We start from the raw sequence: 24826 nt of genomic DNA, 5'->3' as shown, positions 1-24826 counted from the left end.
AATCACATGCCTCCCTTCGCCTGTTGACTCGACGAGCCCATAAGCTCTTCGGTTCGTTTGCGAGCCAGACTTTTCTGCTTCATGGAGCGCTGCATGGTTGGGAAAACAAGTGCGATAATAACGATCACCGCGGTGATTAGCTTCAGATCGGATGTGTCGAACCATTCGACCTGGAGTGCGATCGCGACCACAATCCGGTAAATAATTGAACCGACAACTGCCGCAAGAGTGGCCCAGAATACGGTTCTTGCACCCAGAATCGCTTCCCCGATAATAACGGAGGCCAGTCCAATAACGATCATTCCAATTCCCATCGTAATGTCTGCAAAACCAGATTGCTGTGCAATAAATGCTCCAGACAGCGCAACAAGTCCGTTGGACAGACTGACACCAACAATGGTGGTCACATCCGTATTCGCACCGAAGCTGCGAATCATGCGTTTGTTGTCACCTGTGGCGCGCAGTGCCAGTCCGATATCTGTTTTCATAAACAGATCCAGCATGATTTTGAATACCAGCACAACCACGATTATGATGATCATGACATGCTCACCCGAAAAAGGGTTGTCCATGCCCATAATGGATTTGTTTGGTGCGCCGAGAATACGCATATTAATCGAATACAAGGCAATCATCATCAGAATACCGGATAACAGCCCGTTAATTTTGCCTTTGGTATGCAGCAGACCTGTACAAGCGCCAGCCACCATTCCTCCAGCCATTGCTGCCAAGCAAGCGAGCCAAGGAGAGAAGTCGTTGGATATCATGACCGCCGCGATTGCGCCTCCAGTTGTAAAACTTCCGTCTACGGTGAGATCGGGGAAGTCCAGTATGCGGAATGTAATATATACACCCAATGCCATCAGTGCATACAACAATCCAAGCTCGATTGCCCCTTCAATTGAACCCCAAGTCAAATTCACATTGCTTCCTCCCTGTCTATCGAAAAGAATGAGGCGAACCCGCCTGCACGTCCGCCTCGCATCCGTACTGCCGGAGGATCTCCGGTCAGATTATTGAATAATGTTGTTATCCTGGTCCTTCACTTCTGCCTTCATCTCATCGGAAACAGTGATACCTTGAGCTTCAGCCGCTTTCAGGTTCAGAATCAGATCCAGCTTGTCCGGCACAGTGACTTTCAAGTCGCCTGGTTTCGATCCATTTTTCAGAATGTCCGCAGCCATTTCACCCACTTGGTATCCGTGATCATAGTATTTGAAGCCAACGGTTGCGAAAGCCCCTTTTTCCACGGTATCCCGGTCACTGGAGAAGAACGGAATTTTATTTTTATTCGCTGTCTGGATGATTGTATCCACTGCGCTAACTACCGAGTTATCCAGCGTGATATAGAAGGCATCCACTTTGCCAACCAGAGAATCGGTCGCCTGTTTTACTTCGGAAGTGTTCGTAACTGGTGCTTTGACCAGCTTGATATTATGTGTTGCGAGCGCTTTTTCCGCGTTGTTTGCCATCACAACAGCATTTGGTTCGCCCTCGTTAATAACCAGACCTACCGTCTTTACATCCGGCAAATTTTTGGCGATAAAATCAGCCAATTGCACAATCGCCTCCGGGTTCGTATCCGATGCACCTGTTACGTTACCACCTGGCTTGTCCATGTCACTCACCAGTTTGGCACCCAGCGGGTCTGTCACCGCTGCGAACAGCAGTGGCTTGTCCTTTACTTGTTGAGCCAGTGCCAGTGCGGATGGTGTTGCAATCCCTAGGACCAGATCATTTTTGGAATCCCCGGCAATTTTCTGGGCAATGGACAGGTTGTTCGTTGAATCGCCTTGCGCGTTATTGTAGTCAATCGTCAGATTCTTGTCTTCTTCAAGACCAGCATCCTTCAGCGCTGCAATAAATCCTTCACGTGTGGCATCCAACGATGGATGTTCGACAATTTGCGAGATCGCGATGCGATACGATTTTTCTGCCGTACCTTCACCTGTTGTGCTGCCCGATCCCTCGGTCGTTGTGCTACCGCCGCTGTTATTTCCGCAACCAGCCGCTACAACCATAGATGCAACCATCATCAGAGACATTAACCATTTCTTTTTCATGTGTGAGAACCCCTCTCCATCTTCTAAAATGTTGATGCCCTCATCGTTATCCAAGTGACACGATAGGGCGGGACAAAACGAACGCTTCAACGCATTGTTGCTTTGATCGACAAAAGCAGACAAATATAGACTTTTCTCATGCGACTGAAGTCCATGACTCGTGTTGGTATTTTATTGTTTCCCTAATATTAAGGTGCGACCTGTTTCCCGTCAATGGTTGAACCGCTTCCAATTTGCATTCATTGCAGATACGTGAGAGAAAACATTACATAAAACAAAAAAAAGAGACTGTTCCGAGTGATCGAAACAATCCCTATACATTCTAATTCCCAGCCGCCTCGCGAATCTGGTATGTGCATTTTTTGCCACCGTCTGCATAACATTCGGTGCGCTCCACATCAGCCTGCAGCAATGAACGGAACAGTTCCAGTTCACAGCGGCAAGCCTGTTTATAGACACTCGCTACCTGCACAATGGGGCAGTTCAGCTCGGTGAGCACATAGGTGCCATCCGATTCCTTGGAGGCATCGGCCATATATCCGTTTGCATTCTGAATACGCGCGAGTTCCTCGACACGTCCGGCCAGATCCTGACCTTCCATCTGTGGCTGTCCGCTGCGAAGCAGCTTGTCCCGACGGCTCTCGAACAATGCATCCACGACACCGCTGCCCGCTGAATCCGACAGTTCCTCCAACAGTTCCAGGGTCAGTGATGAATATGATTTTGGGAAAAAGCTATCCCCGCGTACCGTCAGATGGTACACAGCGGAGGGACGTCCAGCTGTAGCTCTGGCTTCCCGAACCTCAATCCAACCATCCTGCTCCAGTGCCGTGAGGTGACGGCGAATCGCCATGCCGGTCAGACCAAGCTCAGCTGTCATTTCCCTTGCGGTCATTGTGCCTTGCTGCTTGAGCATGAACAAAATCCGTTCACGCGTCGTTCGTTCCTCTTCGCGCTTCACGATCAGCACCTGCTCTCCCTGCTTATGCGGTTACCGGTGCTGCCTCCCGGCAGGCATCCGAGCAAAAGCGGTTATGCGTCTCTTCGCAATCCTCACAGCATACATGCTGCAGGTTGCAGGTTGGACAATTAATATAACGGTCATGTGTCGTTCCACAGTGATAACAGCTAGCAATCACAATATCTTCATCCGTCCGGTTAATCGGCACGGAAATACGCTCGTCAAATACATAACATTTGCCATCAAACAGACGACCTTGTACCTCATCATCCTTACCATAGGTAACAATTCCGCCATCAAGTTGTGCCACGTCCTGGAAACCTTCGTTAATCATGAACCCAGTCAGCTTCTCACAACGGATTCCGCCAGTACAGTAGGTAATGATCTTTTTGTCCTTCATATCACCCAGGTTCTCCCGAATCCATTCCGGGAACTCTCGGAACGACTCAACATCCGGACGAATCGCACCTCGGAAATGACCGATCTCGTACTCGTAGTCATTGCGGCCGTCAATTACAATGACATCCTCCTGTTGAAGATGCTCGTAAAACTCTTTTGGGGACAAGCGTTTACCACTAATGACGTTCGGGTCCAAGTCTTCGTCCACACGGAACGTAACCAGCTCGGCTTTGTGACGAACAAATATTTTTTTGAACGCATGCTCTTCGACATCATCAATCTTGAATACCATATCGCTGAACAGCGGGTTGGCATGCATATCCTTCATGTACTGCTCGGTTTGCTCTGGTGTACCGGATACGGTTCCGTTAATGCCTTCTGAGGCAATCAGAATACGTCCTTTTACGCCCAAGTCCTTACAGTATTGCAGATGCTCTTGCGTAAACGTTTCAGGGTCTTCAATCTTCACGAACTTATAATATAAAAGCACGCGGTACGCGCTGTTACACATGTGTATCACCTGTTCCTATTCCATGTTGTTATTGGCCGGATCATCCGACAAGACTACAACGTTGCAACCTTGCTCATTAAAAAAGAAAATAAACAGCCGCCCGAAACAATGTCTCGAACTGCTGCTTTGAACATTCGACTTTTATTCCTGCATTCTAGTTTATCGGAAGCGGAATAGCTTAGTCAATATAAATGTATAGAAAGGAATGTAAGTTATGGAATACATTTTTCGTTATTTATCTTAATTGAACGATTAAGAATACTGAATGGCATTCGCAATAAGCATAAATACAATACCCATAGCGATCCACATGACCATCAGCGGCCAGAAGAATCTAACCCATTTCTGATACGGAATGCCGGAAACTGCCAGACTGCCCATCAAAGCAGAAGACGTTGGCAAAATCATGTTGGTGAATCCGTCTCCGAACTGGAAGGCCAGCACGGCAGTCTGACGGGTAACCCCGAGCAGATCCGATAATGGAACCATAATCGGCATCGTAGTCACGGCCATACCTGTACCTGACGTGATAAACACGTTCATAATATTTTGGAAGAAATACATACCCAATACCTGCACGGAGGACGGCAATTCGCCAACCGCTGTAGACATTCCGTATACTACGGAGTCAATTACGTTACCCTGATCAAGGACAACCATAATTCCTCTTGCTAGACCGATGATAAAGGCACCATAGGCAATACCACTTGCGCCTTTGACGAATTCACTTGCAATTCGGCTAGGACCGAACCCGGACACGAGACCAGAGATCACGCCCATGCTCAGGAAGAGAGCCGCCAGTTCCTCCATCCACCATCCTTCTTTGGATACACCCCAGATTAACAGGGCAAAACCAGCTACAATCGTAATGATGGTCAGAATATGTGTGATGCGAATCGTTGGCAGTTTATTCAGATCCACTGCAGGTGTATCTGCTGCCTGCTCCTGTTCCAGCTCATGCACCAAACCACGAGTTGGATCAGACTTCACTCTGGACGCATACCGCATAATATAGATACTTGTTACGGAGATGAGACACACCAGGATAATCGCACGAAGCCACATACCTGAGAAAATCGGAACTTCTGCAATAGCTTGAGCTAGCCCCACATTGAACGGATTGAGCAGTCCCGCGGTAAAACCACACGAGGCCCCCAGCGAGATCATCGCCGTACCTGTTAGAGCGTCATACCCTAGCGCACGCGCAATGGCGATCCCGATCGGTACAAAGACCATAACCTCCGTGGACATGCCCATCGTAAACCCACCAACGGAGAACAAGGTGATGAATACCGGGATGACCCATAATCCTTTATTAGCGAAAGAACGGGCTACCCTTCCTGTAAGAGCTTCAATCGTTCCCGTGCTCGTAATGATCTGAAATGCTCCGCCGATGATGAAAATAAAGAATACAACGTCCGCGGAATCAACCAGTCCGCGAACAATGGACTTGGGAATATCCCACAATCCCGTTGGATTGGCCTCTACATGATGGTATGAACCTGGAACGAGCAAGGATTTGCCTGTTGCTTCATCCTTGACCCGATCAAATTCCCCTGCGGGAATAATATAGGTCAAGACAGTAGCTACCAGCACCAAAATGAACAAGATGACGAAGGTGTGAGGCATTTTGAACCATTTACGCCGTTGTTGTGGTTGTTTTGTTATGTTTTCCAATTCATCATCCCTCGTCCTTCTGTTGTTTCCATGCTTCAAATTCATCACGTACCTGCTTCAATGCTGCCTTGTCTGCGTACAAATCGAACGCTGTCAGTGCAAGTGCCTTCGCCGCACGGTTCAGTTCAATCATGCCTTCCTCTGCACCGGCAAGCCGGGCAAATTCAGGAGTGTGTGTTGTCGCATCTCCTAACCGAATATACGGATGGATTGCGGCTGTAATTTGGCTTACGTTACCGATATCCGAGGAACCCACACCGCCTGTTTGCGGTGGATCATGTACTTCAATGCCCATATCCTCCAGGTTCTGCTGGAACAGACCCGCCAAAGTCTTGTTGTTATTCCGCTCGGCATAGATCAGGCCTTCTGTAATATCTACCGTAGCCCCAACGCCTTCCGCAGCATGGCGCACGACGCGGTAAACTTTGTCCATGACGACTTTCAGTTCTTCAACTGTCTTCGCCCGAATGATATATACGGCTTCAGCCAGCTCAGGCACCACGTTGGGCGCATCTCCACCCTTGGTTATAATCCCGTTCACCCGAACGTCATCCTTCAAATAAGGACGCAGCGAGTTTATTCCCGCGTACGCGTTGACCAAGGCATCTAGCGCACTAATGCCCTTCTCAGGAGACGAGGCAGCATGTGCCTGCTTGCCGTGGAACGTAAAGGTTGCGTCCACACAAGCCAGCGCACCTCTCAGTACCATCGTTTTTTGCTGCGGGTGACACATCATGACGGCATCCATCTCATTGAATACGCCATCGTTCACCATGATGATTTTGCCACCGCCCTCTTCTTCAGCCGGTGTACCAAGTACGACAATTCGTCCCGGAAGATCAGGGCAAGATTCCTTGAGCGCCAATGCTGCACCTACAGCAGAGGTTCCGATCAGATTGTGTCCGCAGGCATGTCCGATGCGGGGCAGCGCATCATATTCAGCGAGCAGTGCAATCGTGGGTCCACCTGACTGACCTTCCCATACAGCGCGGAACGAGGTGTCGAGGCCTGAAATGCCTTTGTCCACCTGAAATCCGGCTGCTTCCAGCGGTTCGGTTAACCATTGTTGTGCTTGGACTTCCTGAAAGCTCAGTTCAGGGTTAGCGTGAATACGCAGGGATAATTCCCGCAAGTCGGGGTCTAGCCGATCTACAGTTTCTTTGATTTTTTGCTTCATATGAGCTGGGTCAGAATACATATTATTTTGCCGCCTTTCTCCAAATACAGCGTTTCTATATTCAATTCAATCGAATAAATATACAATCAGATTGGATATATTGTATGTGTGACCAAGCTATAAGTAAATTCGAAAAAATTAAGGAATAGCCCATAAAAAATTTTATGGACTCGCTAGATAATAACATATGGATATCATTAGAGGTCAGTATCGTACTGGTTTATTTACATATTAACCAAGACAGCATCGGTATACATTTTAATCTCACGTACATCCTTCGAATCAGTTCCCCCCATAAAAATGACATTGCCAAATAGCAATAAAATTCCTGTTTCGACAAGGAGATATCGGATAATTATGCATAAAGCCTAGCACCTGCACCACCACGTCTGTATCTAGCTTCCATCCACAACATGCTGTGTTCCAGCCGTTTTCATCAAATCAACAAAGCGACCAACCGTTGCCTGTTGCAGCACACTTTCCTTATACACCAACCACGTGTTACGCCGCACTCCCTGTCCATTCTGTCGGATTAGTTCCTGCTGATGAAGACCATCCGAAGCAGATACGAAAATACCCGGAATAATGGCATAACCAAGCCCGTATCGCACCATTTCCTTGCATGTCTCATAGCTGTCCACACGCATCGCTACAGTTGGTGAACATTCATAGCGCTCATACCACCAGGCCGCTACTCCTTCTCGGAATGGGCTCACAGGAGATCCACCCGTTTTTGTCAGGGGCTCCTGAAATGCAATTTGCGGAAGCTCGGGAAGTTCATCCAGATTAATGGGTTCACGGGATACAATGCAGACCGGTTCATCGTGCAGCAGATGTTTCCCCTCATACCAGGGATGCTCCCCCCGTATGACACCCACCTGGATTTCGTCCCTCATCAACAGTTCCATAACCTCCACACTTAGTGCACAGGTCACAGCAAACTGAACCTCAGGGTACAACTCCTTGAACTGCTTTAACAAGGGAGGAAGCTTGTACAACGAATAATGATTGGCAATCCCAAGGCGCAACGTTCCCTTAACCTCATTACGAATGTTAGACAGCTGCTCCTTGACCTGGTTAAGCTCATTGAGCATTTTACGGGCATAGATCGCGAGATGCTCTCCTTCGGGAGTAAATCTGGCGCCTTTTAACGTTTTATCGATAAGTGGCACGCCAAATTCCTTCTCCAATTGCTGCAAACGGTATGTCAAAGCCGGCTGGGTCATAAACATGCGCTCCGCAGCCTTGGTCAGACTGCTTTCTTCGGAAACGCTCAGCAGCAGACGGCAGTCCTTTTCATCCATGATCATGTCCCCCCTTTACTTCTCGTCTCTTCAGTATAACCCAGAAAACCAGCGTTAAAGGTACAGAAAAAGCCCAACTCGATATGAGTCAGGCCAGCCCTGATGATTTGCTTCTTATTTGATGATGATTTACTGCGAAATCGTAATGACCGAGGTAACAAAGTGGTATGATTCATTTTCCTGCACTGCCTGCGACAGCAAAATTCGGTTGCCTTCCGGACTCCAGCTCAGCGGATCAGATGCGTTATCCATTTCGGCTGAGATCTGGAACTGCTCCGCCGATTCCGTATTGGAGACAAATAGCCCTTTTTCATCATCACTTTCCGAATTGATTGTGTAGGCAATTTTGGAATCGTCACCAGACCAGCTTGTGCCGAAGATCTGCGTGCCTCTGGCAAGCGTGGCTTTTTCATTCCCTTCCAGATCGGTTAGCACCAGCGCCCGTTTGGTATCGGCTGTTTTTTTCACAATCGCCAGTCTTGAGCCATCGTTGGACGGGATTACCCTCTCTACACTTTTCAACACCTGCTTCACTTCACCGGTCTTCGTATCGTAGCTATTCAACTGTCCGTCCGTGCCTGTGATGTAGTAAATTACATTCCCCGAAACGCTGACGCTGCTTACATTGAAGTTTCCCGTCTTGACCAGCGCTTTGGTCGTTCCATCCACACTAGCTGATATGATATCCCCATTCATGTTTGGAAAAACAACATGCTCCTTATCCAGCCATGCTCCTTCAAAGACAAATCCATCGTCCTTGCCCGCAGGTACCACTTCCCCGTTGCGCAGGTTCAGAATAAAGCCTTTGCCTGTCGATTCCTCTGGTTCTCTGTAGAAAATATACTGACTATCCGGGGACACGAGCGGTGAACCCAGACTCACTTCACTTTCCTTCACGGGTGTATCTGTGCCCTTCGTAAGATCGTACATGTATAAGTTATGCGGGTATCGTTTCTCACCCTCCACAGTGACAGGCTTCATGGACTCGTTTTCTTTATCCGACAAAATCCAGTCATTGCTTAGCCACGCTACCCCGCGCATATTCGACAGTTTATCGATTTTCTCCAGCTTAAAGCTCTGGTATACCGACGTATTTGTATTTTCCTTCACCGTAATATCCGTGCCTGATTTCCCGTTCTGTGTATGATCCCCTGGTTTCGTTGTTCCCCCGCATGCTGTTGCTGATAATAGGACGATTGCCCCGAGCGTGCCCATAGCCGCCTGTTTCCAATTCATCATGGTCCCTCCTGAGTGCTTTCTATAGACCAAGCATACACATCGCATACTTCCAAAGTTATTCAGACTTGTTTCCAACTTGTAAACTTGAATGCGCCAACGGGAAAATAAGCTGGAACGTTGTCCCTTCTCCGTGTTTCGGATCGCCCGGCAACAATGAGATTGTGCCGCCCTGCTTCTCTACAAATTGCTTGACGAGTGATAGTCCCAACCCGGTTCCTCCGGTTTTTCTAGCCCTGTCTTTATTGACGGTGTAAAAGGGTTCAAAGATTTTCTCGCGCGCCTCGTCCGGAATGGGCGTACCCGAGTTGAAGATGCAAATCACCGCTTGTCGCTCCTGCATTCGCAGTTCATTGCTTACCCGGATGACACCTCCCGGCACATTATATTTGATCGCATTATCTAATAGATTGATGAAAATATGCATCAGGCTTTCCCGATCGCTGCGGATCACCGCAGGCAGTAACACCAGCTCCATGTTCAATGCAAACTTCTCGGCTTTGCCCCGCATCCGGCCACAGGCATCCTCCAGTAGAGCACGAACTTCCACGTCTTCTGCCTGATTCTCAAAATCATATTTCTCCAGAGCAGACAAATGTAATACCTTCTCAACCATCTCGTACAGCCGCTCGGTTTCCTTGCCAATATTGCTCGTGGCATCATTCAGCAATTGTGGATCATCCTTATACATGTCCAACAGCTCTACATACGCCTTAATCGACGTAAGTGGCGTCTTGAACTCATGGCTGATGTTGCCGATATATTGTTTCTGCTGCTGCTCCAGGGCCTGAAGCTTCTCGATGGCAAGCTGAAGCTTCTGCTGTTCCGCATGCATGGCTTCAATATTTTGCTGAATCGATGTGCTCATATAATAAATGCCCTGTCCCAGCTCACCTAATTCATCCTTGCGTCTCACAGGTGATTCAGTAATATAATGCCCTTCACGGATGGAATCGGCAGACCTCTTCAAGCGGGTTATGGCAACGGCAAAACGATTGTAGAAGAGATATCCCAGAATGAAGCTTAGTCCAACAACCGCAATCCCTGCCCACATAAACAACTGAAGGATACGGGCATAAAATTCATGATAGCTCTGAACCGGATACTGCATGCGCACAGCACCCATCTGTCCATCCGGTCCGTCCAGCGGTGCTATGTAGAGCAGGGTATCCCCCTGTTCGTGATAAGCGATTTTATTTTGCAGCGCATAGTTCAGCGTAGCTGTGATATCTGCACTTTCCTCAGACACGATCGATGAACCAACCTGCTGTCCCTTCATATCATAGAGCCCGATTGGCAGACCTGTGGAGCTTGCAAGCTCTTGAGCCAGCCTACGGCCATTTTGCTGTAAAAAAACCTCCTGCTCCAGACGAACGGACTCGGTATAGTAAGACTGCCGCACATTCAGATTCACCAGTCGGGTCTGCTGGGACAGAATGGTCTCGATCTGCGTCTGCTGGTTGCGCTCAATACCTCGCAATACCAGGGAGCTGAGCACAACGACGGTCAGGATAAGCAATGCGGCCAGAAAAACGCTGAACTTCAGCTTGATGCTTACTCTCATACCAAGCCGCCCGGTTCAGGGGCTGATGCCTTATAGCCAATGCCGTATACCGTCTGCAATTTTTGCTGGTCGGTATCGCCGATTTTTTTGCGCAGCCGCTGAATATGAATATCCACCGTGCGTGTACCCCCGGCATATTCCATGCCCCACACCCGGTCCAGCAGATCATCCCGCGTGTATACACGCTCAGGGTTGGACATCAGAATGGTAAGCAAATCGAACTCTTTTGGCGTCAAATCCAGCTTCTCCTCATTCACCGTCACGGTGCGGTGAGCGATATGGATACGTAGCGTTCCATTGACGATAGCCTGATTCTTGGAATCATCAGATGGTGGACTGCTTTTCTCCACGCGGCGCATCAGTGCCTTTACCCGTGCAAGCAGCTCGCGGATCTCAAACGGTTTGGTCATGTAATCATCCGCGCCCATTTCCAGGCCAACGATCTTATCCACGATATCATTTTTGACGGTGAGCAAAATAATGCCGATATCCTCCCGATCCTCCAGCCTCCTGCATACGCCGTATCCATCCAGTTTGGGCATCATCACGTCCAGAATCATGACCTGCGGATGGAATGAAGCTACCTTGACCAGCGCTTCTTCGCCGTCATTTGCTGTCTCTACTTCATATCCTTCGCGCCGCAGCGCGTAAGCAATGGCACTAACAATGCTTGACTCGTCATCCACGACCAGCACTTTTTTATTCATCGGAATCATCCTCTATATGTGTCATGAGTTATCTTATTCTTTGGATCTATGTTAACAAGGTATGGCCTGATTAGCTATGGAGGACTTTACGATTTGCGAGAAACGCCAGATATGACTGTATCCTCCCAGCTTGGACTTCGCTCCACTTTTTTTATACCCCAAACACAACAAAAAGAGCCAACCCGTGATTGGATCAGCCCTGTAAAGTGTAAATTCAGTTTCATATTACTGTTTAGGCAGCATTTTTTTTATTTCCTCTGCAGAGAGTCCGGAGGCTTTCACCACAGCTGACATATCTACGCCAAGTGCAAGAAGCTCGCGAGCCATTTCCACTTTACCTTCTACTTTCCCTTTGGCTTTACCCTCAGCACGTGCACCTTCAATCATCGACTTTTCATCGCTTAGTGCTTTCATCCGTGCATCATAAGCCATTCTCGTAGCTGCATCCTGACTCAGAAATTCCAGCGTGTCCATCGCCTTTTTTAGCATCGGTTCATTCATCGCCAGCACCTCCCAGTTTGATGGATCAATCCCTTTTAAAAATAAAAGCCAGTTCACCAATCCGCCCTTATCCATGGGGACTGGGTGTTGATCCAGTTTGGTCAATTCCATTACATGAATTTCTATATCATCTGTCAAACCAATACCTGTATGATCTTCGCGTAAATGAAAAACATTGTGATATCGTTCATTGTCCAAACATGAGTAATTTAAAATATTGATTGTCACGCATTTTTTCAAAAGATTATAGTTTTCGCCCTTCTTGATCTGGTGAGAATACATTTCGCTCCAGTAGAATAGCGTCCTTTTTTCCATATTATACGGATTAAACAGCTGCATCTCAATATTGATTAACTTGCCTTCCACCGTACGCGCTTTGATATCCAAAATGGATTGTTTATCTTCCGGACTATCTTTGTCCGTAAACGTGTTAATAAGTGTAATCTCCGTAAGAGGCGACTCACCGGTTTCATTAAATGTGCTGTTAAGGAAAGCTAACAAAACATCTTTACTTTGCTCACTTCCAAAAATACGTTTGAATACAAAATCCACTCGCGGATCGAGCAAATCCGTCATCCAGCATCAGCTCCATTCTTCACTAGGATTATATCATAATTCCCATACTTCCTTCAGCTTAACGTTGGACCTGCATTCAAGTATTATCACTCTTCAAAAGACAAATTCATTGGCTCGTCCGACATCTCATACTCCGTGTCCATATGAGTCAATGGTGTATTCGGATCAACCTCTTCAAAGCGGAAACTATCCACCCACACTTTTCCTTTGCCGTTCAAAATAACCCCGAATGAGATGACCGCACTACCCTGCGGAACATCCAGTACAATATTGTACTGATTCCATGGCTGCGTTCCCGTAATCGGCCGATCATGCATGTTATCGAATTGGAGCACATCCTGAGCGTTGTTATCCACACGCATCCACAATCCGCAGAATCCTTCAACGCGGTCAGTCTTCACAAAACCGGATAACCTCATCCGTTTGCCCACATACCTGTCCGCTTTGAATTGCTGCATCATAGTAGCAAACTCATTACTCTCCATTGGCGTAACAGCTTTTAGATAGCCCGACGACTTGCCTTGATGCACTTCGGCAGGATCAATACCCATCTCATAATTTTGCGGATGACTTCCGGTCAACATCCACCCTTTGATCATTGACAGCTCATTCATCTGTATTTCTCCTCCTCTGGTTCTTCCTTCAAATAATCTTAGATCAAACAATTTGCGAAAACGACCAGGCGGCATACCGTATATTTTCCTGAATGCCCGAGTAAAAGCTTCCTGACTATCAAATCCACATTCCAGAGAAATGTCCAGAATACCCACATTGGTGGAACGCAGCACAACAGACGCATAGCTCATTCGACGATGCCTGATATATTCCACAACGGTCATACCAACCTCCCTGCGAAACACCCGATGATAATGATAGGGTGACAGGAGAGCTTCTGACGCCACTTCTTCAAGCCCGATCTCCTCGTACAGATTTGTTTCAATAAAGTAGAGACTTTGCTGAATCAATTCACTGTATGAATTCAAATAAAGTCCAGCCCCTTTCCATATCCTTACTATACGTGAGGCTGCCCATCTCGTTTTGATCATTTTTGCTAACCTGTTCTGGTGACAACCTCCGATGCAGACCTACCTATTACCTTAACACCACTGGGATAACGGAGTGATAATACATAAACGACAAAAAGAGCCAATCATCAGGAGGAATGCTTCATCCCATGATTGGCTCTTCTTTATTAAGACTAACGGCTCCAAGTGCGGTGCCTTTTTTATTTCTGTACCCTGCTCAAATCGAAATTATTTTCCAAACCATCATCATACTGCCGGCACCGGCTGGGCTCCAACTTCCTCCTCATGATCCAACAGATCATGTTTCTCCCAAGCCCGGCTCTTCCAGCGGAAATACATAATGACAGCGCGTGTCCACTCGTCTGCGGCAATCGCAAGCCATACACCGGCGAGCCCCATGTGAAGCTTGAACACCAGCAGGTAGCCCAGCGGCAGACTCATGCAGACCATGGAGATCAGTCCCATATATACCGGGAACTTCGCATCACCTGCGGCACGAAGGGAACCAATAATCACAATGTTGCAGGTTCGCCCGGTCTCCAGCAGAAGACTGAGCAGGATGACCTGTGCACCCAGTTTTATAATTTCCGGATTATCCGTGAACACACTCATCAGCGGAACACGGAAAAGAATAATAATTACATCGATCACAACTGTGGCCAGCAGAGCCCATTTTACACTGTCGAATACACGTTTGTATGCATCGTTCTTGCGCCGTGCACCGACCAGTCGGCCAACAATAATGGATGTCCCCATTCCGATAGCCATGCTGAATAGATAGATGTAGCTTGAAATGTTACCCGCATATTGCCGGGTCGCCATCGCTTCAGCACCCAGATAGGTCACATACAGTGTGAAGACGAGCTGGCAGGACTGATATACAACGGATTCCAGCGCAGAGGGGATACCAATTCGCAGGATTTTGCTGATAAATTTCTTCGAAAGGTTGATGTAATATCTAAACTCTACCCTTACATCCATAACCCGATAGAGCAACCAGAAGAAAATAATCAAACAGATCAGACGGCTTCCGACCGTTGAAATCGCTGCCCCTTCTACACCAAGCTTCGGCATGCCGAAATGGCCAAAAATAAGAGCGTAGTTACCAACGACGTGAATCACGTTCATCAGAACAGAAACATACATCGTCTCTTTGGTGTAACCATGCGTACGAATCGTCGCGGCCAGCGCGTTAATCAGCGCCTGAAGGAAGATCCCGCCTCCGACAATACTTATATAAGAACGGGCAAAATCGTATATTTCACCTTGGATATGAAGCAGTGTAAGCAGATGTCCTCCGAACAAAAGGAAGCTTCCGCTCAGGATTAGTCCGACAATCAGATTAAGCGTAATCGCATTACCTGTGACCTGTGCCGCCTCACTCAACTTCTTCGAACCAATATATTGTGCCACAACAATAGCAGCACCATGTCCAATGACTTCCAATACAAGAATCGCAATGGAAATAATCTGGTTGGCTGCTCCGACTCCGGATACTGCATTATCGGACACCGAACTGAGCATGAACGTATCCACGCTCCCCATCAACATAAACAAGAAGAGTTCCAGGAAAATAGGCCATGTTAGCCGAATCAGATTCAGATCTTTGGCATCCGAACGCAAGGACTCTTTGGTTGAGGATATTGCTGTCATTTTCTCACCTTTCCCGTGTGGGCTTTAATTCTTAGGGTATGTTAGCACAGGTAGTTTGAAAATGCAGTAGTTTTGCGAAAAAACTTGAAAGTTTTTTGAAATTCCAATAATAGGTATTTTCAGTTCTTTCATTTAATTTGCATTATAGAGAAGAAATACATTCATATAGTCGTTCTAAATACATGTTCTCAGGAGATATACGAAGTCCGAGACGATGAACAAAAACCCTCACACATCCCTTTTGGATCGGGATATGTAAGGGTCCAAGGTTAAGCTAGCCATTTAATCATATGGAATACATGGGTCTATCCTTTTACCGATCCGGCAGCGATGCCCTCCACAATTCGATTGCTCAAGACGAGGAAAGCGATCAGGATCGGCAGGATGCTGATCATCAGTGTCGCGCCAATCGCTCCCCAATCCGTTGTGTACTGTCCAATAAAATTCTGTACCCCAACAGTCAGCGTCTTGTACGCATCTGTGCTGATGAACGTATTCACGAAGATGAATTCATTCCAGTCATAAATCATGTTGATAATCGCTGTCGTGGCGATCACCGAGGATGTCATCGGCAGGACGATACGGAAGAAAATCCGATGGACAGAGCAGCCGTCCATCACCGCTGCTTCCTCCACTTCCCGCGGAAGGGCATAATAGAAACCAAGCAGGATCATAATGGTGATCGGCATATTAAACGCAATGTATGAAAGAATGACCGACAATGGATGATCTGTAAGATGGAGCTTCAGAAACAGGCTGAACAACGGAATCAGCGTAGAATGCACAGGGATCATCATACCCACCATGAACAGTCCGAGCACCAGAGAACGTCCTTTCCAGCGCATGCGGGTTATCGCGAAGGTGACCAGACTCGCGAACAGTACGGTGAACACAACGGACACCACTGTGATCCAGACACTATTGAAGAAATACAAGCTAATGTTGCCTTCCGTCCACACCTTCACATAATTCTCCCAACGCGGAGTCGCAGGAAGGGCGAACGGTGCCATATCGAATACTTCCTGATTGTTTTTTAGCGAGAACAGCAGCAGCCATATCAAGGGCAGAATCTGCAGCAGCGCCACCAGAATCAACAGGCTGTAGAGCAGGACATAACCGAGCTTTCTCAGCACAGTCGGTCCCGCGCCTGTTCCGGGATAGGCTGGCAACCGAACCGTGGTATCGGTCTTCACAGGGATGGACCTCCTTTCATTTCACTTCACTCAAGAATACTGAATGGTGTCCTTGGATGCCGTAGCTTTTCGAAGCAGCCAGGTTACGACCAAACAGATCACGAGCAGGAAGAAACCAACGGCACTCCCGTAACCAAAGTCGAATCCACGGAAAGCCTGATGATACATATAAGAAGCCATCACTTCACTGGAGCCATTCGGTCCACCGTCCGTCATCACATAAATGAGGTCAAAGTACTTCAACGAACCAACGACAGCCAGCACGATCGTCACTTTGATCACTTCCGTGATCAGGGGCAGCTTGATTCGGAATGCAATCTGCCAAGGGCTTGCACCATCAATCCGCGCTGCTTCAACCAACGATTCCGGGATATTCTTGAGTGCAGCATAGTAAATCAGAATATAGAATCCCGCATACTGCCACAAGATCGGTACGAACAGCGCATACAATACCAGGGATGGCTCCGCCAGCCAGGCTGGCGGATTGGCAATACCGACAGATTCCAGAAAGGTATTAAGCACACCATTGCTGGGATGGTAAATCTTCAACCATAACTGGGCAATCGCTACGGAGGACAGCAGCATCGGAATCAGATATATTTTTCTGAACAGGTTGGCACCCTTAATTTTGCCTGACAGCACCAGGGCAATCATAAGATAACCGATCAGACTCAGTGCAGAGAACAAGGCCAGTAGAAAGGTATGATATGCACTCTGCCAGAACGTTGCGTCATGAAGCAATCTTGCATAATTTTCAAAACCGATAAAGGTCATTGCGCCGATCCCGTCCCACTGCATCAATCCGTAATATCCGGTCAGCACGATCGGGATATAGATCAGTACCAATAACAGCAGCAGTGCGGGAAGCACGTACAACGCAGCGACTAAACGGTTGGACATGACTTTATCCATCACAATATCCTCCCTATGAGCGTTGTACGTTAGTTGCCTTTATCAATCGCTTCCTGATGATTCTTCACAAATTCCTCAGGAGTGACCGCTTTTCCGAACAGTGCCTGGATCATATCCAGATGGACTTGAGCTGCGGTCGGTTTCATCTGCACGTCGGCGAATAATGTCAGGCTGCTGGCCTGATTCAATTCATTCAGCAGGTCAGTATAAAGCTGCGGCAGTTGTACCTCGGCTGTGTCCACTTTCGTTGCCGGAATAACACCCGCTTCGGTTACAGAGCTTTCGCCCCATTTTTCCACAAAATATTGAACGAATTTCTGAGCTTCATCCTTCACCTTGGAGTTCTGTGCGACGAACAAGCCTACACCCGGGCCGCCGACCCAACTGTTAATGTCGCTTTTGCCACCATCCATTGTCGGGAATTTGAAAAATCCGATTTTATCCTTGAACTCCTGCGGTACATCCGGATTGGTGGTATAGTTCGGCAGTTCCCAGGTGCCCATGAGGTACATGGCAGCTTTCTCATTCATGAATTCCGATTTACCTTCATCATTGGACAAGCCGTTATAACCTTTGTTAAAGGCGTTCATATCCACCAGCTTCTGTACTTCGGCTGCCGCCTGGATCAGGGCTGGATCGTCAAACTTGCCTGTGCCATTGATGGCCTTCTCCAATGCATCTCCGCCCAATCGATTGGCCAGATACATATACCAGAGAGACCCGGTCCAGCGATCCTTGTTGCCGAGAGCGATGGGAACCACACCATTGTCTGTCAGCGTTTTCACAACATTCAGAAATTCATCATATGTGGCCGGGGGCTGCAGATTATATTTGGCGAAAATGTCTTTGTTGTAATAGATCGGAGATATGTTCAGTTCAATCGGGAGCGCATAGGTTTTGCCTTCCACAGCATACGCTTCGGTTGTTCCGGCAATGAACTTTCCTTCTAGTGAACCACTCAGGAGGTCATCCAGTGGAGCAAACAAATTGCCCTTCACATAAGGCTCAAGAAAACCCGCTGCCCACGTTACGCCTACATCCGGGAGTTCATTGGAAGCGGACAGAATTTTCAATTTGTTCTTATATTGCTCATTCTCCAGCACTTCCTGTTTGATGGTCACGTTGGGATGATCGGTCTGATACTGTTTGATGATCTCATTCACCAGCTTATTCTGCTGTGCAGAGCTGCCTGCTGGCCAGAGATGCATAAACTTGAGGGTCACTTTTCCGTCAGAGCCACTACCGCTCGCTTCACCCTCTCCGTCAGAACCTGAATTGCTGCATCCGGATAAAAACACGGCGAGGATAAGTGTCAATGTCAGTAGCATTGCTATTGGCTTTTTTCTCATATTCCTAACCCCCTGTAATGGTTATTCGGTTGATGTAACCGCTTTAATAAAATTGTAGCATGGGTACATCTCCCCCATAAGACCAGGATGATTTGGAAAAACTCCACTATTTTATGGTTATTTAGTCTCTTTACGAATCCCAATGGAATGACGATATTTGCTTGGGCTAAGCCCTTCGAGACTTTTGAATACCTTAATAAAATATTTATCTGTCTGGTAGCCTACCTGTTCGGCGATCTCCGAGATGGGCAGGGCCGTCTGAACGAGCATCTCCTTCGCCCGTTGAATACGTGTACGGGTCAGATATTCGCTAAAATTAATTCCTATCTGCTCCTTGAACAAAACGCTAAAATAACTGGAGTTCAAGTGCAGCATATCAGCGATTTCCCGCAGGGTAACATGTTCCCTCAGATGGGAATCCACGTAAGAAACAGCTTCACTGATCTGGGGATTAAGTCTCTCGTCTCCCCGCTCTTTGGCATCCAGCAGCTTGGGGTCAACCAGCTTCTGCATCATTTGAATACGCCGCTGTTGGTCTCCAAGCTGCAAAGCCTTCTCTACCGTCTGAATCAGCTGTTCCTTCTCAATCGGTTTAAGCAAATAATCTACCACGCCAAGTTTGATGGCCTGCTGGGCATATTGGAAGTCGGCATGCCCTGACATAATCAACACAACTGGTTTGCTCGGAAACTGCTGCACGGCTTCAACGAGGGACAGGCCAGAGAATTCCGGCATGCGAACGTCAGTAATCAAAAGGTCCGCCGTCTGTTCACGGAGCCATGCTGCAGCTTCGACTCCACTTGCCGCAGTTCGAATTTCGTTACGACCAGCCGACCAGCCTTCCAGCGTCTTGCGAATCCCCTCTCGTGTACGCGGTTCATCATCAACGATTAGAATCGTTCTGCCATGAATCATATGCACCCTCCGTATCCTTCGGAATCTCAAAGCGAATGATAGTCCCTTCACCGACCTTACTCGTAATGGAAAGTCTGCACAATTCGCCAAGCTGACTGCCAAAATAAAGCTTCAACCTGCGATGCACGTTAATCAGCCCCACGCCTGTTCCCTTGTCGGAAACAGCAGGTCCACCATTCAATGCACGAACAACGGATTGAAGCCGGGAATCATCCATGCCAGGTCCATCATCCCGAACTTCGATGTGAACCAGCCCATCCTGCGTGGAAGCATCTACATGGATGCTTACCTTTCCCGGTTCAATTTTGCTCTCTATCCCGTGAAGAATAGCATTCTCCACCAAGGGCTGTATGAGCAATTTGGGAATCCTCACAGTGCGCATCGCATCACTCAGTCTGATCTCCCATTGCAGCCGTTCTCCCAGCCTCATCTCCATAATTCGAAGATAACGCTCCGCGTGCTCCAGTTCATCGGCCATAGTAACCCATTCATCCTGATTGGGACTGGAGATGATGTAGCGAAATAGGCGGGACATCGCCACAACCATACGCGCCATTTCCTCGTCTCCTTTGTCATCAAGTGACCAATAGAACGCCTCCAGCGTGTTAAACAGAAAATGAGGATTGATCTGCGACTGCAGAGCTTTCAGTTCTGTTCTTGACTGCATGATTTCCTTCTCATATATCTCCTGGGTCAACTCATTCAACCGATAAACCATCTGATTGTATACTTCATTGAGCCTGTGTATCTCCATCGTTGAGCTGAACATAATATTGGGTTTCATGGCTCCCGGACGTGCACTGCGCATGGCCCTCATCAGTCGGGTGATGGGACGTGTAATCATGGTGGACAAGAGAAAGGACATAATGAGGAACAGCACGACGCCAAACAAACCGGAAATAAGCAGTGCCGTCCGAAGAATGGACACACCCTCCGTTGTCTCGCTCACAGGTGTAAGAACCGCGAGCGTCCATCCCGTCATTTCGGAATGCTGTCTAACGACGATATAAGGTTCCTCCCGGGTCTCGACTACAGAGCTGTCACTGCTTAGGAGTGCCTTCACATCCAGACTAGCCTCCAGATTGGAAGTAACCACGCTTCCTGCCGCATCTAACAGAAGAATAGAATCCTCCACATCGTCCTCAGCATCCAAGTCATTCAGTTGAAAAAAGCTGCGCTGCATCCGCACCACGACATAACCTCCAGGTTCAAAAGCCCGGTCCATCAGGCTGACTCGCCGAATAGCCATAATGACCCCCAGATCTTCCGGGTCAGGACCGACCCAGACCAGCCTTCCCTTCTCCGCGTCTGCTTCCGCTATCCAGTTACGTCCGAGTCTTCCATCCAAAGATCGGTCATCCATGGGAAATATTCTGCTATAAGTTGTCGTATAAATTTCCAGACTCTGCACACCGCTCATAAAGGAAGGATAGCTGCTCACAACCTGCAAGAGCGCTTGGCGCTGATTAAACGTAGCCTGTTCCCCACCTTTCTCATTGCTCAGCAAACGCTGCACATAAGAATCATCTGCCACTTGAGCTGTCAAGGAGTTAACTTGTGCGATTAAGGCGTCCAGTCTGCCGTTAGCCTGAACAGCAGTTTGATGAATATGCTTCTCCGCATTGGTCTTCAGCAAACCGGATACCCGGTCATAGGCAGCGATTCCCGCAATAAATAACACCACCAACATCACCAGTACAAAACCAACAAAAATCTGATTGCGCAACGAGTTCCATCTGCCCCAATTCACTCGCAAACCCCATTCTCCTCCCCGCATGTAAAAGAAATCGCCACCCGTTTCTCATCTTGGGTGACGATTGAGTACAAGTATGCCGGAATCCATCATCGCCAATTATTGAAGCGTTTACATTTTGGCTCATTGATCTCCTTTACCGATCTTTGTTTAGCGATTAAACTAACGACTAAAAAATAGCACAGAATCCTATCTTTATCAATCTTTTAAATACAGGGCAGCTCCACAAACCAGAAGCTCATGAAAACAAAAAAAGGACGGACTCCATGAGTCCGCCCTTTTCTTCATTATTTCACTGAACCTTGCGTTACACCATTGATAATCCATTTTTGTGCAAACAGGTAAATGATGATCATCGGCAGCAACGCCAGCAGGTACGATGCAAACGCCAGGTTGAAGTCAGTATTGAATTGACCCTGGAACACATATTGTACCAGTGGAAGCGTGTATTGTGCCGGATCACTAATAATAATGAGTGGCAGCAGAAAGTCATTATAGGTAGACAGACAAGTTAGAATACCAACCGTGGCACTGATCGGCGCCATCAATGGGAAAATGATTTTCCAGAATGTGCCCCAGGTTGTTGCTCCATCTACGAAGGCTGCTTCCTCCAGCGCTACCGGAATGGACCGAATGTAACCTACATACACAAATACGTTAAAGGCGAGCCCATACACCGTATGCAGCAGGATAAGACCCAGAAGATTGGTCATTTCCAGTGATGCAGTCAGCTTAACAATCGGCAGCATGATGATTGGAAACGGAATGAACATCGCACTGACGAAGTAATAGTACAGCCCTTTGAAAAACTTCCGTTTCTCCATATTCCGGGCAATCGCGTAAGCAACCATAGAGTTACTGAGCAAGGTCAGAATGACTGTTGACGCAGTAACAATGGCACTGTTACGGAACGATTGGAAGAAGTTTGTCATGTCTATTGCACTTGCAAAGTTCTCCCAGTGGAGCGTTGTCGGAATAGCAAATACCGATTGAGCCATTTGCTCCGGATTCTTCAATGCGATTGTAACTGTCATATATAAAGGGAACAGAATGAACAAGGTACCCAGAACAATTAACAACATAACGGGCCAGTTGGTACGTAAACGGCTTCTCATTACAGATCCGTCTCCCTTCTTTGCAGGAACCGGATTTGCAGAATCGAAATCACCGCAATAACGATGAAATAGATAACCGAGTTCGCAGATTGATATGCATATTCGCCGCCTTCAAATCCACCCGTGTAGATCAGATGGGAGATGGACTGTGTTGCCCGTCCCGGTCCACCATTCGTCAAGGCCACGATCTGGTCAAAGACCATCAGTGAGTTTTTCATCGCCAGCACCATATTAATCGTGAAGAACGGGGCAATAAGCGGAAACGTAATGCTCCAGAATTCACGCCATTTGCCGGCGCCGTCCAGATTTGATGCTTCATACAATGTCGTAGGGATGGTTTGCAAGCCCGCCAAATACAGAATCGTATTCAACGCGACGGATTGCCATACCGCTACAATCACGATCCCAATCCATGCCAGGCTTTCGCTGCCCAGAATGTTGGTGGATAAGGCGTTGATGCCCAGGTTTTGTCCCCAGATCGGGAATACGTTGGAGAACAGGTAGTTAAATATGTAACCTACGATCAATACACTCAGGATATTCGGCAAGAAGTAGATGCCACGAAAAAAGTTACGGAACTTGATCTTGGCATTCAGCCCAAGTGCAATGAGCAGGCTTAGAATATTCGTAAGGATCGTTACAACGATCGCAAACTTGAAGGTAAACCAGTAGGCGTTGCCTACATTGTCATCTTGAAACAGATTGAAATAATTTTTGAATCCAACAAAATCATAACCTTTACCGAATCCGTTGTAGTTCGTAAATGAATAATAGATCCCCTGGAGGGCCGGCAGCGTCATAAATACAAAGAACAGTATTACCGCCGGAACCGTCATCCAGTAATAAGGCGCGATGCGCTTGTTCATACTCCATCCTCCTTCGGACAAGGCGTTATCGCCGATTCGCTACCTTGTCCCATTCTTTGTCGAGTGTATCCAGATAGTTGTCAATGTTCTTGTTCTGCAAAAAGGACTGTACGATGGAATTCAGCTGCACTGCAGCCGGAATATAGTGATCGGCGAAGTCGATAACCTTGCCCTGCTCAATGTAAGGTGTCAGTTCCTGTACAGCAGGATCATCTTGTTTTACACCTTCCACCGCAGAGAACAGCGTCTGTTCCTCAATGTATTTGCCTATATTTTCAGGCTCCAGCAGAAACGCGATGAACTGCTCGGCCTGCTCCTTGTTCGGTGTATCCGCTGCAATGGTAAACAGGGAGTCGATTCCGTTCACCAGCTTAATCTGGCTCGGATCATTCCCTGTCGGGAATGGGAAGAAACCAATGTCCACATTCGGATTGGCTTTGCGGATTTCGGAGATCGCCCAGGTACCCTGGATGTACATATAAGCTTGGCCATTGGCAAAAGCACGGTTACCATCCGAATACGCTTTACCGAAGTTGTCACCGTGACCATAATTCATCAGCTCCAACTGCTTCTCCGCAACCTCACGGTATTTCTCCTTGAAGGTCACTTTGTTCTCGCGACGCTCCAAGTAGAAATCAATACCAACCAAGTTAGGTCCGAGTGCATTGAACGGCAGATTCGTCTGCCAGTCATCCTTGTATGTGAAGTAAAACGGAATTTTACCCGCATCCTTGATTTTTTTGGCTGTAGCAATCAGCTCGTCCCAGGTCTTAGGTACGTCCAGACCCATTTCTTTAAATAACGTTTTGTTGTACATGATGCCGTTTGCATTTGTTGCGTAAGGAACACCTGTCACTTCATCCATGCCCGTGACATCCTTCAGCATCTTTATGTAGTTGGGATCGATCGTTTTTAACAGTGGACTGTCTGTCAGATCGGCGAAAATATCACTCTGTGCAAGAATGGAATAGGTATCGGTTGCCCCCATTGCCATAATGTCTGGCACATCGTTCTTCACCACACGTGTCTTCAGCACCGTCTCCGCGTCAGGTGGATTCACCTGAGTGACCTGAATATCGGAGTGTTCGGCGTTGAACGTTTTGATTAATTCGTCAAAGGTTCCTTTGGCTTCGGGTTTGTTCTGAAAAAATTCAACCTGCACTTTGCCGTTGGCATTATTCCCACTGGTGCAGGAAGACAGAAGTACAGCCGTTATTCCACAAAGCAGCATTAACCCGAGTGCCTTGGTAAGCGATGTTCTCATGTTGTACCTCCCTCAGCTTATATACGTAAAGATTTACCCATTAAATTAGTGAAGTAACCACGTGGTTAATCCTTCCACCGTTCTATACTTAGAGCGTTGACTATA

At 47.6% G+C, this 24826-nt stretch carries 21 protein-coding genes; all 21 read right to left on the bottom strand.

Annotation, left to right across the window (positions count from 1 at the left end):
- Positions 1-2: 2 nt before the first annotated feature.
- The 21 genes from CS562_RS19655 to CS562_RS19555 all read right to left on the bottom strand — a co-directional run bounded on the left by CS562_RS19655 (position 3) and on the right by CS562_RS19555 (position 24688).
- On the bottom strand, positions 3-863 hold the full coding sequence (locus CS562_RS19655) for an ABC transporter permease (protein ID WP_064642035.1): 861 nt from the start codon (positions 861-863) through the stop codon (positions 3-5).
- A 150-nt stretch (positions 864-1013) separates the two neighbouring features.
- Positions 1014-2063: an ABC transporter substrate-binding protein gene (locus CS562_RS19650; protein ID WP_099857988.1), complete on the bottom strand. Its 1050-nt coding sequence runs from the start codon at positions 2061-2063 to the stop codon at positions 1014-1016.
- A 322-nt stretch (positions 2064-2385) separates the two neighbouring features.
- Complete coding sequence (locus CS562_RS19645; RefSeq protein WP_099857987.1) at positions 2386-3033, bottom strand: helix-turn-helix transcriptional regulator; 648 nt, start codon at positions 3031-3033, stop codon at positions 2386-2388.
- Positions 3034-3046: 13 nt separating this feature from the next.
- A complete protein-coding gene (gene trhO, locus CS562_RS19640) occupies positions 3047-3934 on the bottom strand; it encodes an oxygen-dependent tRNA uridine(34) hydroxylase TrhO (protein WP_076287400.1) in 888 nt (295 codons plus the stop codon).
- 252 nt (positions 3935-4186) lie between these two features.
- The gene (locus CS562_RS19635) at positions 4187-5611 is read right to left on the bottom strand and encodes a YfcC family protein (RefSeq protein WP_257219548.1); all 1425 of its coding nucleotides are present in this window, start codon (positions 5609-5611) and stop codon (positions 4187-4189) included.
- A gap of 4 nt (positions 5612-5615) precedes the next feature.
- Complete coding sequence (locus CS562_RS19630; protein ID WP_099857985.1) at positions 5616-6809, bottom strand: M20 family metallopeptidase; 1194 nt, start codon at positions 6807-6809, stop codon at positions 5616-5618.
- A gap of 374 nt (positions 6810-7183) precedes the next feature.
- Complete coding sequence (locus tag CS562_RS19625; RefSeq protein WP_090903215.1) at positions 7184-8092, bottom strand: LysR family transcriptional regulator; 909 nt, start codon at positions 8090-8092, stop codon at positions 7184-7186.
- A gap of 129 nt (positions 8093-8221) precedes the next feature.
- Complete coding sequence (locus CS562_RS19620) at positions 8222-9328, bottom strand: DUF5050 domain-containing protein (RefSeq protein WP_099857984.1); 1107 nt, start codon at positions 9326-9328, stop codon at positions 8222-8224.
- Between the two features lie 58 nt (positions 9329-9386).
- A complete protein-coding gene (locus tag CS562_RS19615; RefSeq protein ID WP_099857983.1) occupies positions 9387-10892 on the bottom strand; it encodes a sensor histidine kinase in 1506 nt (501 codons plus the stop codon).
- A complete protein-coding gene (locus CS562_RS19610) occupies positions 10889-11599 on the bottom strand; it encodes a response regulator transcription factor (RefSeq protein WP_076287395.1) in 711 nt (236 codons plus the stop codon). Before CS562_RS19610 ends, CS562_RS19615 begins: the two co-directional genes overlap by 4 nt.
- Positions 11600-11824: 225 nt before the next feature.
- Positions 11825-12676 carry an Rpn family recombination-promoting nuclease/putative transposase gene (locus CS562_RS19605; protein WP_099857982.1) on the bottom strand — a complete coding sequence of 284 codons (852 nt, stop codon included), beginning with the start codon at positions 12674-12676 and terminating at the stop codon, positions 11825-11827.
- Between the two features lie 86 nt (positions 12677-12762).
- Positions 12763-13659, bottom strand: a complete 897-nt coding sequence (locus CS562_RS19600; RefSeq protein WP_257219547.1) for a helix-turn-helix transcriptional regulator — start codon at positions 13657-13659, stop codon at positions 12763-12765.
- A 288-nt stretch (positions 13660-13947) separates the two neighbouring features.
- Positions 13948-15354 carry an MATE family efflux transporter gene (locus tag CS562_RS19595; RefSeq protein WP_099857980.1) on the bottom strand — a complete coding sequence of 469 codons (1407 nt, stop codon included), beginning with the start codon at positions 15352-15354 and terminating at the stop codon, positions 13948-13950.
- A gap of 305 nt (positions 15355-15659) precedes the next feature.
- Positions 15660-16523 (bottom strand): carbohydrate ABC transporter permease, encoded by an 864-nt coding sequence (locus CS562_RS19590; protein WP_099858007.1) that lies wholly within the window; start codon positions 16521-16523, stop codon positions 15660-15662.
- A gap of 54 nt (positions 16524-16577) precedes the next feature.
- Positions 16578-17459 (bottom strand): carbohydrate ABC transporter permease, encoded by an 882-nt coding sequence (locus CS562_RS19585; protein WP_076287393.1) that lies wholly within the window; start codon positions 17457-17459, stop codon positions 16578-16580.
- Positions 17460-17488: 29 nt separating this feature from the next.
- On the bottom strand, positions 17489-18808 hold the full coding sequence (locus CS562_RS19580) for an extracellular solute-binding protein (RefSeq protein WP_099857979.1): 1320 nt from the start codon (positions 18806-18808) through the stop codon (positions 17489-17491).
- 117 nt (positions 18809-18925) lie between these two features.
- Positions 18926-19723: a response regulator transcription factor gene (locus CS562_RS19575; RefSeq protein ID WP_099857978.1), complete on the bottom strand. Its 798-nt coding sequence runs from the start codon at positions 19721-19723 to the stop codon at positions 18926-18928.
- Complete coding sequence (locus CS562_RS19570) at positions 19692-21473, bottom strand: cache domain-containing sensor histidine kinase (RefSeq protein ID WP_306554545.1); 1782 nt, start codon at positions 21471-21473, stop codon at positions 19692-19694. The genes CS562_RS19575 and CS562_RS19570 overlap by 32 nt, the downstream gene beginning before the upstream one ends.
- Before the next feature lie 290 nt (positions 21474-21763).
- Positions 21764-22591 carry a carbohydrate ABC transporter permease gene (locus tag CS562_RS19565; protein ID WP_076287389.1) on the bottom strand — a complete coding sequence of 276 codons (828 nt, stop codon included), beginning with the start codon at positions 22589-22591 and terminating at the stop codon, positions 21764-21766.
- Positions 22591-23457 carry a carbohydrate ABC transporter permease gene (locus CS562_RS19560; RefSeq protein WP_063567591.1) on the bottom strand — a complete coding sequence of 289 codons (867 nt, stop codon included), beginning with the start codon at positions 23455-23457 and terminating at the stop codon, positions 22591-22593. Before CS562_RS19560 ends, CS562_RS19565 begins: the two co-directional genes overlap by 1 nt.
- Positions 23458-23482: 25 nt before the next feature.
- A complete protein-coding gene (locus CS562_RS19555) occupies positions 23483-24688 on the bottom strand; it encodes an ABC transporter substrate-binding protein (RefSeq protein WP_099858006.1) in 1206 nt (401 codons plus the stop codon).
- Between the last annotated feature and the right edge of the window lie 138 nt (positions 24689-24826).

The organism is Paenibacillus sp. LK1, from assembly GCF_002750415.1.
In the GTDB taxonomy this organism is placed as follows: domain Bacteria; phylum Bacillota; class Bacilli; order Paenibacillales; family Paenibacillaceae; genus Paenibacillus; species Paenibacillus taichungensis.
Note: the sequence above shows the minus strand (reverse complement) of the source record. Positions and strands in the feature narration are given on the sequence as shown.